This window comes from Streptomyces sp. NPDC002130, from assembly GCF_040296465.1.
Classification (GTDB): Bacteria; Actinomycetota; Actinomycetes; order Streptomycetales; family Streptomycetaceae; genus Streptomyces.
Genome location: NZ_JBEOXI010000002.1, coordinates 15500 through 26437, shown reverse-complemented (window position 1 = coordinate 26437; position 10938 = coordinate 15500). Strand labels below are relative to the sequence as shown.

The window sequence follows — 10938 nt, the reverse complement described above, 5'->3', positions numbered from 1 at the left end:
TCTTCGGAGGCCGGTGCGCCGCGGGCGGAGGGCCCTTCTTCGATGGCCGGTGTGCCGCGGGCGGACGGCCTTCTTCGGTGCTCGTCGTGGATCGGGCCGGCCGTGGGGTGGTGCCGGTGGGGTGACGCTGGTCAGCCCTTGAACCAGCCGGAGGGGGCGGGGGCGAGGTTCTGGTAGATGTGCTTGGCCTCCTGGTACTCGCGCAGCCCGGTCGGGCCGAGTTCGCGCCCGACGCCGGAGCGGCCGAAGCCGCCCCACTCGGCCTGCGGTACGTAGGGGTGGAAGTCGTTGATCCACACGGTGCCGTGCCGCAGCCGCTGGGCGACGCGCTGGGCGCGGCTCGCATCCGAGGTCCACACGCCGCCGGCCAGGCCGTAGCGGGTGTCGTTGGCCAGCTCCACCGCCTCGTCCTCGGTGCGGAAGCGCTCGACGGTGACCACCGGGCCGAAGACCTCCTCCTGGACGATGCGCATGGACCGGTCGCAGTCGGCGAAGATCGTCGGCAGCAGGAAGAAGCCGCGGCTGAGGGCGGGGTCGTCGGGGCGGGTGCCACCGGTGACGAGCCGGGCGCCCTCCTCCTTGGCGGCGGCGATGTAACCCTCGACCTTCTCCCGGTGCTCGGCGGAGCTGAGCGGGCCGCTCTCGGTGCCCTCCTCCAGCCCGTTGCCGAGCCGGATCGCCCGGGCGCGCTCCGCGTAGGCCTCGACGAACCGGTCGTGCAGGGAGTCCTCGACGAGCAGGCGCGAACCGGCCGAGCAGACCTGCCCGGAGTGCAGGAAGGCGGCGTCGAGGGCGTAGTCGACGGCGGCGTCGAAGTCTGCGTCGGCGAAGACGATGTTGGGGTTCTTGCCGCCCAGTTCCAGGGCGATGTTCCGCGGCCCCTCGGCGGCGGCGGCCATGATGGCCCGGCCGGTGTTCAGGCCGCCGGTGAAGGAGACCAGATCGACGTCGGGGTGGCCGGTCAGGGCCGCGCCGACGGTCGCTCCGGAGCCGAGCACGAGGTTGGCGACGCCGGGCGGGGCTCCGGCCTCCTCGATGAGCCGGATCATGGCGATCGTGGTGAGGGGTGTGGTCTCGCTGGGCTTCAGGACGAAGGTGTTGCCGGCGGCGAGGGCCGGGGCGACCTTCCAGGAGGCCTGCAGCAGTGGGTAGTTCCAGGGGGCGATCAGCGCGCACACGCCGATCGGCTGGTAGACGACGCGGCTGAGGACGTCCGGGCCGACGTCGACGACCCGGCCGCCGTCCTTGCCCGCGAGTTCGGCGTAGTAGCGGAAGGCGTTCGCCACGTCCTCCACGTCGATGCGGGCCTCGGCCAGCGTCTTGCCGGTGTCGAGCGTCTCGGTGCGGGCGATCTCCTCCCGGTCGCGCAGCAACAGGTCGTGGACGCGCAGCAGGAGGTCGGCCCGGCGGCGGGAGCCGGCGTTCGCCCAGTCCTCCTCGGCGAAGGCGCGCCGGGCGGCGCGCACGGCACGGTCGACGTCGGTGGCGTCGGCCTCGTCGACGGTGGTGACGACCGAGGCGTCGTAGGGGTTGACCACTTCACGCCGGCCACCGGCCACCGCCTGCGTCCACACGCCGTCGATGTACAGCTCACCCACCGCGGGCCTCCTTCGCGTCCGGCCGGAGCCCGATCGGCTCGACGGTCAGCAACATGGCCCATCGGGCGGGCGGCGGCCACGGGGCACACCGCCGCGACGACGTCCGGGCGCCCCAGAGGACCCGGGTGGGCTAGTCGCCCGGCTCCGGGCCTGCGCGCCCGAGTGTGCCGGCTGACACCCGGATCACACGCGCGGAGAATCCTGGGCGCTTCCCGCCTTTTCACCCCGGTATGCCACTTCCCCCGCGTCCCGCATTCGTCCCCCACCACCCCGCGAAAAACCATGCATCCCTGTAGGGCAGTTGACTGCCCTCGTCGCCCACGCCGGATTGCACGTTCCCGCCGCCCGCCTACAACCCGCCACCGTGTTGAAGCGGAACGTCACATACCGACAACACTCCGTCCGGATTGTGAACGAGGCATGGTGCTCTCGGGACCGTGTCACATACAAACAACATATGCTTTGGGTTCTTTTCCTGCTGGCGGCCTGGGCCGTGGCCGGCACGGCGTGCACGCGTCTGTGCCTGGCCGCCGTACGCGCCGCGGCCGTGGACTCCGACACCGGCCCGGGTCGTGAACTCACGCTGTACGAGGCCGCGTTCCTCTCCGGCGGCCCCCGCCGGGTCGCCGACGTGACGCTGGTCGCGATGGCCCGTCAGCGCCGGCTGCTCCTGGCGCACACCGGCTGGGCGACGGTCGTCGACCCGCGCGGGCGGGACGAGATGGAGCGGTCGGTGATAGGCGCCATCGGCCCCGAAGGGCAGTCCCGGATCGCGCCGGTGCGGTCCACGGCCGCGACGGCGGAGGCGGTGCGCGGGATCGCCGAGGGGCTGGTGCGCGCTGGGCTCGCGGTGCCGGACAGCGCCCGTACGACAGTCGCGACGGCCGTCCGGCAGGTCCGCGTGGCCGCCGTCGCCGTCCTCGGGCTGGGCGTGGCAGCGCTGCTGACGCCCGCTCCGCCGGACATGCCGCGGCACCTGGTCGCCCTGTGGTTCGCGCTGCCGCTCGCCCTGGCCCTGAGCTGTCTGGCCGTCGCCCGGGTCGAGATCCACCCCTACTCGCGCTGGGCCTCGCCGGCCGGTCAGCGGCTGCTCGGCGCGCTGACCCGGACCGCGGACGGCGCCGCCGACGACCGTACGTACCTCACCTCGGTGGCCGTACGGGGCGTCCGTGCGATCGGCGAACCGGACCTGCGCGCCGCGTTCGCGCACCGCGAGTCGCACGACTGACCCGACCGGGGCGCACAAGGGGCACCCAGCCCGACACCGGCGGACGGTGCTTGCCTTCCTCCCGCGCCGAACGAAACATCCCTTTCGTCGCCACCGTGCACCGAAGGGATACGCATGAGAGCCGCCCTCCTCTACTCGGCCGCCGGGTCCTTGCTGCTGAGCACCCTCGCCGGGGCCCCGGACACCGAGGGCCGGGCGGGGGCGGCGGAGCGTCGCGGCACCGCCGTGGCCGCCGCGCGGGCCAAGGCGGCCGGTGTCGACTTCGGCCCCTGCCCCGACGCGCAGGACCTGCCCGGCAGCATGCGGTGCGGCACGGTGCGCGTCCCGCTGGACTACGCCCGCCCGGACGGCGAGCAGATCGAACTCTCCGTCAGCAGGGCCCGGGCCACCCGGAAGGACCCGCACCACGGCGAGCAGACGGTCGGGCGGCAGGGCGCCCTGGTCTACAACCCGGGCGGGCCGGGCGCCACCGGCCTGTACTTCCCGCTCATCGGCCTGCTCCCCGAGTGGAAGCGGATCGCCGCCGCGTACGACCTGGTCGGCTACGCCCCGCGCGGGGTGGGCCGTTCGGCGCCGTTGTCGTGCACGGACCCGAAGCAGTTCTTCGAGGGGCCCACGCAGGCACCGGCCCACCCCTCGGAGTCGTTCAAGAAGGAACGCATCGCGCGGGCGAAGGCGTACGCGCGCGGCTGCGCCGGGCGCGTGGGCGGCGCGCTGCGGCACTACCACTCGCTCAACAACGCCCGCGACCTCGACGTGCTGCGCGCCGCGCTGGGCGAGGAGCGGCTGACCTTCATGGGCTCGTCGTACGGAACGTACTTCGGTGCCCTGTACGCGACGATGTTCCCCGCGCACGTGCGGCGGATGGTGTTCGACTCGGTGGTCCACCCCGGACCCCACCGGATCTGGTATCGCAACAACCTCGCCCAGTCGGCGGCTTTCGAGCGCCGCTGGGCGGACTTCCGGGCCTGGGTCGCGCGGCACCACGACGTGTACGGGCTGGGCGCGACCGCGCGGGAGGTGCTGCGCAGCTACGAGCGGGCGAGCGCGCGGCTGGCCGCCGAACCGGCGGGCGGGAAGGTCGGACCGGGCCAGTTGCAGAAGGCGTTCCTGCAGGCCGGGTACTACGACGACCAGTGGCCGCACCGCGCGCACGCGCTGTCGGCGTACCTCAAGGGTGACCCGAAGCCCCTGGTCGAGCAGGCGGAACAGCGTCCGGAGGCGGCGGCCGAGGCGGAGAACTCACGCGCGGTGTACCTGGCCGTCGAGTGCAACGACGCCCCCTGGCCCACGGACTGGCCGGTGTGGGACCGGGACAACACCCGGCTCGCGCGGATGGCACCCTTCGAGACCTGGGACAACGCGTGGACGAACCTGCCGTGCGCCTACTGGAAGGCGCCCCGGCAGCGGCCGCTCGAGGTCGGCACCGGGCCGGGCGAGCTGCCGCCGACGCTGATCCTGGCCGCCGAGCGGGACGCCGCGACCCCGTACGACGGCGCGCTCGACCTCCACGGCCGTCTCGCGGGCTCGGTCCTGGTGACGGAGCGGGACGCCGGCGCCCACGGGCTGGCGGGCGGCCCGAACGCCTGCGTCAACGGCCACATGGAGGCGTATCTGCTGGAGGGGCGGCTGCCGGGACGGCGCGCGGAGTGCGCCCCGCGCGCCGAGCCGAAACCGACGGCCCCGGACAAGGCCGGGGCCGGGGCTCGCAGAGGCGTCCGCTGAATCAGGCCAGCGAGGCGACCAGCTCGGCGATGTCCTTGCGGCGGCCCGTGTAGAACGGCACCTCCTCGCGGACGTGCATACGGGCCTCCGAGGCGCGCAGGTGACGCATGAGGTCGACGATGCGGTACAGCTCGTCGGCCTCGAAGGCGAGGATCCACTCGTAGTCGCCGAGGGAGAACGAGGCGACGGTGTTGGCGCGCACGTCGGGGTAGCCGCGGGCCATCTTGCCGTGGTCGGCGAGCATGCGGCGGCGGTCCTCGTCGGGCAGCAGGTACCAGTCGTAGGAGCGCACGAAGGGGTAGACGCTGACGTAGTCGCGGGGCGTCTCGTCGGCGAGGAACGCCGGGATGTGCGCGCGGTTGAACTCGGCGGGGCGGTGCAGCGCCATGTTCGACCAGACGGGCTCCAGGGCGCGGCCCAGCTTCGTCCGGCGGAAGAGGTTGTACGCCTCCTGCAGCGCGTCGCTGGTCTCCGCGTGCCACCAGATCATGAGGTCGGCGTCGGCGCGCAGGCCCGAGACGTCGTACGTGCCGCGGATCGTCACGTCCTTGGCGGCGAGCTGGTCGAACAGCTCCTGGACCTCGTCGGCGTACCCGGCGCGGTCCTCGGGGAGGACGTCCTTCAGCTTGAAGACGGACCAGAGCGTGTAGCGGATGACCTCGTTGAGGTCCTTGGCCAGCTTGCCCTTGTTCGGGATCCTGCCGGACTCGGGGGTAGGGGCGTCGTTGCTCATGGCCTTATTCTCCCGCTCCGCCGTGCAGGCTCTGCACCGGGTGGGCGGTGAGCTGCTCCACACCGCTCAGGTCGCCGTGGACCTGGTCCACGGCCGCGTACGCGCTCGCGATGCAGGCCGGGATGCCCACGCCGTCGTACGCGGCACCGCAGACGGCGAGGCCGGGGAGGCGGGCGACGTGCTCGCGGATGCGGGCCACGCGCGCGTGGTGGCCGACGGGGTACTGGGGCAGGCCGTCGTCCCAGCGGGTGACGCGGGTGGCGACGGGTGTGGCGTCGAGGCCGGTCGCCGCCTTCAGGTCCTGCCGGGAGACGTCGGCCAGCTCGCTGTCGTCGCGCCGGAGGATCTCCGTCTCGCCGTACCGTCCGACGGAGGTGCGCAGGACGACCAGGTCGGGGTTCTCGTCGGCGATCCAGCCCCATTTCTGCGAGGCGAAGGTGGACGCCTTGATGGTGTGTCCGTCGACCGGCGGCACGAGGAAGCCGCTGCCGTCGGGCAGGGCCGTCCCGGCGCGGCGGTAGGCGAGGGTGACCAGGGCCATGGAGGCGTACTCGACGCCGTCGAGCTCGGCGGCGGCCACCGGGTTCTCGGCGCGCAGCAGCCGGGCGGCGGCGGGGGCGGGCGCGGCGACGATCACGGCGTCCGCGAGCCACTCCCGCTCCCCGGAGCGGACGTGCCAGCCGCCCCCGGGAGTGCGGCGCAGCTCGGTGACGGGCGTCCCGGTCAGGATCTCGCCCCCGCGCGCCCGGACCGAGTCGGCCACCGCGAGCGGCAGCGTGCCGATGCCGCCCCGGATGCCCATGAACACCGGGCCGGTCTGCCGGGCCGCGGCGGCCTTGGCCTGGAGCTCGCGGACCCCTTCCGTCAGGGAGGTGTGGGTCCGGGCCACCTGGAAGAGCTGCGGGACGGCCGAGCGCATGGAGATGCGGTACGCGTCGCCCGCGTACACCCCGCCCAGCATGGGCTCCAGCAGGCGGTCGACGACCTCGCGGCCGAGGCGCTCCGCCACGTACTCCCCCACCGCCACGTCGTCGCCGACCTCGGTGCGGGGCAGCTCGGCGTCCCGCCCGATGCGGGCGAGGCCCTCCTCGGAGACCACACCGGCCAGGGCGGACGCGGTTCCGGGCACGCCCATCACATGCCCCTTGGGGAAGGGGCGCAGGGCGCCACGGGTCCAGAGCGAGGCGGTCGCGGTGGCCGGGGGCTGGAGGCGGTCGGCGAGACCCACCTCGCGGGCGAGCGCCACCGCCTCGGGGCGGCGGGCCAGCATCGACTCGGCGCCGAGGTCCACGCGCGCACCCGCGACCTCCCCGGGCAGCAGCTTGCCGCCGACCCGGCCGGAGGCCTCAAGCACGGTCACCCGCGCCCCGCGCTCCAGCAGCCGGTGCGCGGCGGCCAGCCCCGCGATGCCCGCCCCGATGACGACGACCTGCCCTTGAACTTCGCGCATGGCCCCAGCCTCTCAGACCCCACCGACAGCGCCGCCGCGCCCCGGTGTCCTTCACGAGTCCCGACCGTGACCGCATCGGAACCGTCCCGGGCCAAACGTCCGGCCCCGTCCGGGCGTCGAAGAAGCGTCAGCAGAATCGACCCTCGGGGGATCCCGCATGCGCACACGACGATCCGTACGACGCCCCGCCCCGGCCCTGGCCGCACTCCTGCTGGCGGCCGCCCTCGCGCTCACGGGGTGCAGCGCCGGGGACGACGCCTCGGGCGGAAGCAACTCCGCCGCCGACCGCGGGGCGGGCAACAAGGGGGTCTCGGGCGAGGCCGCCCCCGGCGGCACCGGAAGCGGCGCCAAGGCCACGGCGCCGCCGAAGCTCGCCGCGAGCCACATCATCCGCACGGCCTCGCTGACCGTGCAGGTCAAGGACGTCCCGAAGGCACTGGACCAGGCCCGCACCGGCGTGGAGAACGCGGGCGGCTACGTCGGCAACGAGACCACCACCCGGGACTCCGAGGGCCGTGAGCGCACCCGGGTCGTGCTGCGGGTGCCCGTCGAGAAGTACGACGAGGTCCTCGCGGAACTGGAGGGCTCCGGCAAGCTCCTCGACCGCAGCGCGAAGGCCGAGGACGTCACGGACCAGGTCGTGGACGTGGAGAGCCGGATCAAGACGCAGCGCGCCAGCGTGGCCCGGATCCGCGAGCTGATGGACCAGGCCACCAGGCTCAGTGACGTGGTGACCCTGGAGGGCGAGCTGAGCACCCGTCAGGCCGACCTGGAGGCGCTGCTCGCCCGGCAGAAGTCCCTGAAGGACCGCACCAGCCTGGCCACCATCACCCTGTCGCTGTCCGAGACCCCGGTGAAGAAGGCGGCCGAGGACGGCGATCCCGGGTTCGTGGACGCGCTCGCGGGCGGCTGGAACGCCTTCGTGACGATGCTGCGCTGGCTGGCGGTGGCCATCGGCGCGCTCCTGCCGTTCGCGGCGGTGGCCGCGCTGATCGTCCTGCTGTGGCTCCGGGTCGTGCGCCCCCGCCTGCCGCGCCGCCCCGCGCCGGTGTCCGCGACGACCGCGCTCGGCCCGCTGCCGACGGCCCGGCCGGCGCCGGAGTCGACGCACCAGCGGCACCCGGGTGAAGGGGACTGAAGTGCCCTGCTCCCGTAGCGTGTTCGCATGAACATGAGCCGTGCACGGGAGCGACTGGTCGTCATCGGCGGTGACGCCGCGGGTATGTCCGCGGCGTCACAGGCGCGCCGCCTGAAGGGCCCCGGCGAGCTGGAGATCGTGGCGTTCGAACGGGGCCACTTCACGTCGTACTCGGCGTGCGGCATCCCCTACTGGGTCGGCGGCGACGTCACCGACCGGGACGAGCTCGTCGCCCGCACGCCCGAGGAGCACCGCGCCCGGGACATCGACCTGCGCCTGCGCACCGAGGTGACCGAGCTCGACGTGGACGGCCAGCGGGTACGCGCGCGTGACGTCGACTCCGGCGAGGAGTCCTGGACGTCGTACGACAAGCTCGTGATCGCGACCGGCGCCCGGCCGATCCGGCCCGACATGCCGGGGGCCGACGCGGCCGGGGTGCACGGTGTGCAGACGCTGGACGACGGCCAGGCGCTCCTCGACACGCTGGAGGGCACGCGTGGCCGCCGCGCGGTGGTCGTCGGGGCCGGCTACATCGGCGTGGAGATGGCCGAGGCGCTGATCAAGCGCGGCTACGAGGTGACGGTCGTCAACCGCGGCAGCGAGCCCATGTCGACCCTCGACCCCGACATGGGCCGCCTGGTGCACGAGGCCATGGAGGGCCTGGGCATCACGATGGTCAACGACGCCGAGGTCACGAAGATCCTGACCGGTGGCGACGGGCGGGTGCGGGCGGTGGTCACGCAGGACCGCGAGTTCCCGGCGGACGTCGTCGTGCTCGGCATCGGCGTCCACCCCGAGACGACCCTCGCGCGGGCCGCCGGGCTCCCCCTGGGCCCGCACGGCGGTCTCCTCACCGACCGCTCGATGCGGGTGCGCGGCCAGGAGAACGTCTGGGCCGGCGGCGACTGCGTCGAGGTCCTCGACCTGGTCTCGGGCCAGGAGCGGCACATCCCGCTCGGCACGCACGCCAACAAGCACGGCCAGGTCATCGGCACCAACGTCGGCGGCGGCTACGCCACCTTCCCGGGCGTGGTCGGTACGGCGGTCAGCAAGGTCTGCGACCTGGAGATCGCCCGCACGGGCCTGCGCGAGAAGGACGCCCGCCGCGTCGGGCTCCGCTTCGAGTCGGTCACCATCGAGTCGACCAGCCGCGCGGGCTACTACCCGAACGCCTCCCCCATGACGGTCAAGATGCTCGCCGAGCACCGCACGGGCCGCCTCCTCGGCGTCCAGATCGTCGGCCGGGAGGGCGCGGGCAAGCGGGTCGACATCGCGGCGGTCGCCCTCACGGCGGGCATGACGGCAGAACAGATGACCGCCCTGGACCTCGGCTACGCCCCGCCGTTCTCCCCGGTCTGGGACCCGGTCCTGGTGGCGGCCCGCAAGGCGGCGGCGAAGATCCGCGGAACCTCGTAACGGGGCAGGCTTGTCAGGGGCGCGGGACCGTATCGATGTGCGGCTCCGCCGCGTGGGCGCGACAAGCCACCACGCACCCGCACCCCCACGGCGAAGCGGGCTACGCGGTCCCAGCCGTACCGGTGATCCGGTCGATCGCCTGCCGCGCCTGCTCCGCCGGCGGCCGGGACGGCAACGAGGACACCGACGCCGGTGCCGCCGTCACCGCCGGCGGCTGCTCCCCGGCCGGCTTCGCGTGCGAGGCCACCCGGGTCGAGCGCAGCCGGTGGCTCACCGCCTCCTCGAGCGTCACGGGCCGCCTCAACTGGGTCGCCAGCCGCCCGGCGTCCTGGCCGAGGCGGGCCACGTCCTCCCAGGGCAGCCGCACCACCAGCGTCAGCTCCGCCTCCCCGTCGGGCAGGGCGTGCATCGCGGGGGTAACTCGGTCGTTCATCGCCTGTTCCTCACGTCGGCCCCGCGACCCGCCTTCCCCGCGCCGCGGGCGGTTGCCGACTCATACGCACGCCCGTACGGCCGCGTTCACCGAAGCGGCCGACCGGTGGCCGGGCGTCAGCGCGCGGTCAGCGTGTGCACGTGCTCCACGAGCCGCGTCAGGGCGTCCGGGTCCGTGGACGGCATGACGCCGTGACCGAGGTTGAAGACGTGGCCCTCGAGATCCTTCGCCGAGTCCAGTACCTCGCGGGTCCTGGCCTCGACGGCCTCCGTCGGGGCGAACAGCACGGTCGGGTCGAGGTTGCCCTGGAGTGCCTTGCCGGGGCCGACCCGGCGGGCGGCCTCGTCCATCGGGACACGCCAGTCGACGCCCACGACGTCCGCGCCGGCCTCGCCCATGAAGCCGAGCAGCTCGCCGGTGCCGACACCGAAGTGGATGCGCGGCACGCCGTAGCCGGCCACGGCCTCGAAGACCTTCGCCGACGCCGGCAGCACCGAGCGGCGGTAGTCGACGGGGGCCAGCGCACCGGCCCAGGAGTCGAACAGCTGGACCGCCGAGGCGCCCGCCTCGATCTGCACCTTCAGGAACGCGGCGGTGATGTCCGCGAGGCGGTCGAGCAGGTCGGTCCACAGCTCGGGGTCGCCGTACATCATCGCCTTGGCGTTCTCGTACGTGCGGGACGGGCCGCCCTCGACGAGGTAGCTGGCGAGGGTGAAGGGGGCGCCGGCGAAGCCGATGAGGGGCGTGGCGCCGAGCTCGCGGGTGAGCAGGCCGATGGCCTCGGTGACGTAGGAGACGTCCTCGGGGGTCAGGTCGCGCAGCTGCGCCAGGTCCTCCCGGGTGCGGATCGGGCGCTCGACGACCGGGCCGACGCCGGGCTTGATGTCGAGGTCGATGCCGATGGCCTTGAGCGGGACGACGATGTCGCTGAAGTAGATCGCCGCGTCCACGCCGTGCCGGCGCACCGGCTGGAGCGTGATCTCGGTGACCAGGTCGGGCCGCATGCAGGACTCGAGCATCGGGATGCCCTCGCGCACCTTGCGGTACTCCGGCAGTGAGCGCCCGGCCTGCCGCATGAACCACACCGGCGTGTGCGGCACGGGCTCGCGCCGGCAGGCCTTGAGGAAGGCGGAGTCGTATGCGGCGGACGGCTGCTGGGCCCGAGGGGCGTCGTTGGCACTCACGGGGCCAAGTTTCGCACGCCGCCGAACGGCGTG

9 protein-coding genes are annotated in these 10938 nt (G+C 73.7%); 4 read left to right on the top strand and 5 right to left on the bottom strand.

Annotated features, from left to right (window positions below; translation table 11 throughout):
* Positions 1-131: 131 nt before the first annotated feature.
* Positions 132-1598, bottom strand: a complete 1467-nt coding sequence (locus tag ABT116_RS00575; protein ID WP_351625753.1) for an aldehyde dehydrogenase family protein — start codon at positions 1596-1598, stop codon at positions 132-134.
* A 457-nt stretch (positions 1599-2055) separates the two neighbouring features.
* Here ABT116_RS00575 and ABT116_RS00570 point away from each other — a divergent pair, with 457 nt between their 5' ends.
* Together ABT116_RS00570 and ABT116_RS00565 are read left to right on the top strand one after the other, a co-directional pair.
* Positions 2056-2826, top strand: a complete 771-nt coding sequence (locus ABT116_RS00570) for a TIGR04222 domain-containing membrane protein (RefSeq protein ID WP_351625751.1) — start codon at positions 2056-2058, stop codon at positions 2824-2826.
* Between the two features lie 114 nt (positions 2827-2940).
* Positions 2941-4551, top strand: a complete 1611-nt coding sequence (locus tag ABT116_RS00565) for an alpha/beta hydrolase (RefSeq protein ID WP_351625748.1) — start codon at positions 2941-2943, stop codon at positions 4549-4551.
* Position 4552: 1 nt separating this feature from the next.
* Here the strand turns inward: ABT116_RS00565 and hemQ are convergent, their stop codons facing one another.
* Both hemQ and hemG read right to left on the bottom strand, forming a co-directional pair.
* A complete protein-coding gene (hemQ, locus tag ABT116_RS00560; RefSeq protein ID WP_351625747.1) occupies positions 4553-5284 on the bottom strand; it encodes a hydrogen peroxide-dependent heme synthase in 732 nt (243 codons plus the stop codon).
* A gap of 4 nt (positions 5285-5288) precedes the next feature.
* Positions 5289-6734 carry a protoporphyrinogen oxidase gene (hemG, locus tag ABT116_RS00555; RefSeq protein ID WP_351625744.1) on the bottom strand — a complete coding sequence of 482 codons (1446 nt, stop codon included), beginning with the start codon at positions 6732-6734 and terminating at the stop codon, positions 5289-5291.
* Between the two features lie 157 nt (positions 6735-6891).
* Between hemG and ABT116_RS00550 the strand changes: the two genes are divergently transcribed.
* Together ABT116_RS00550 and ABT116_RS00545 are read left to right on the top strand one after the other, a co-directional pair.
* The gene (locus tag ABT116_RS00550; RefSeq protein ID WP_351625741.1) at positions 6892-7872 is read left to right on the top strand and encodes a DUF4349 domain-containing protein; all 981 of its coding nucleotides are present in this window, start codon (positions 6892-6894) and stop codon (positions 7870-7872) included.
* A gap of 27 nt (positions 7873-7899) precedes the next feature.
* Entirely contained in the window at positions 7900-9288 is a 1389-nt protein-coding gene (locus tag ABT116_RS00545; RefSeq protein ID WP_351625738.1) for an FAD-dependent oxidoreductase, read from the top strand.
* 100 nt (positions 9289-9388) lie between these two features.
* Here ABT116_RS00545 and ABT116_RS00540 read toward each other — a convergent pair whose 3' ends face one another.
* Positions 9389-9721, bottom strand: a complete 333-nt coding sequence (locus ABT116_RS00540; protein WP_351625736.1) for a hypothetical protein — start codon at positions 9719-9721, stop codon at positions 9389-9391.
* Between the two features lie 116 nt (positions 9722-9837).
* Positions 9838-10905, bottom strand: coding sequence for a uroporphyrinogen decarboxylase (gene hemE / locus ABT116_RS00535; protein ID WP_351625733.1), 1068 nt, complete (start codon positions 10903-10905; stop codon positions 9838-9840).
* Between the last annotated feature and the right edge of the window lie 33 nt (positions 10906-10938).

What these genes read in the sequence shown, in the direction of transcription:
- ABT116_RS00570 (WP_351625751.1), top strand. Translation starts at nt 2,056, where the DNA reads ATGCTTTGGGTTCTTTTCCTGCTGGCGGCCTGGGCCGTGGCCGGCACG.
- ABT116_RS00565 (WP_351625748.1), top strand. Translation starts at nt 2,941, where the DNA reads ATGAGAGCCGCCCTCCTCTACTCGGCCGCCGGGTCCTTGCTGCTGAGC.
- hemQ (WP_351625747.1), bottom strand. Translation starts at nt 5,284, where the DNA reads ATGAGCAACGACGCCCCTACCCCCGAGTCCGGCAGGATCCCGAACAAG.
- hemG (WP_351625744.1), bottom strand. Translation starts at nt 6,734, where the DNA reads ATGCGCGAAGTTCAAGGGCAGGTCGTCGTCATCGGGGCGGGCATCGCG.
- ABT116_RS00550 (WP_351625741.1), top strand. Translation starts at nt 6,892, where the DNA reads ATGCGCACACGACGATCCGTACGACGCCCCGCCCCGGCCCTGGCCGCA.
- ABT116_RS00545 (WP_351625738.1), top strand. Translation starts at nt 7,900, where the DNA reads ATGAACATGAGCCGTGCACGGGAGCGACTGGTCGTCATCGGCGGTGAC.
- ABT116_RS00540 (WP_351625736.1), bottom strand. Translation starts at nt 9,721, where the DNA reads ATGAACGACCGAGTTACCCCCGCGATGCACGCCCTGCCCGACGGGGAG.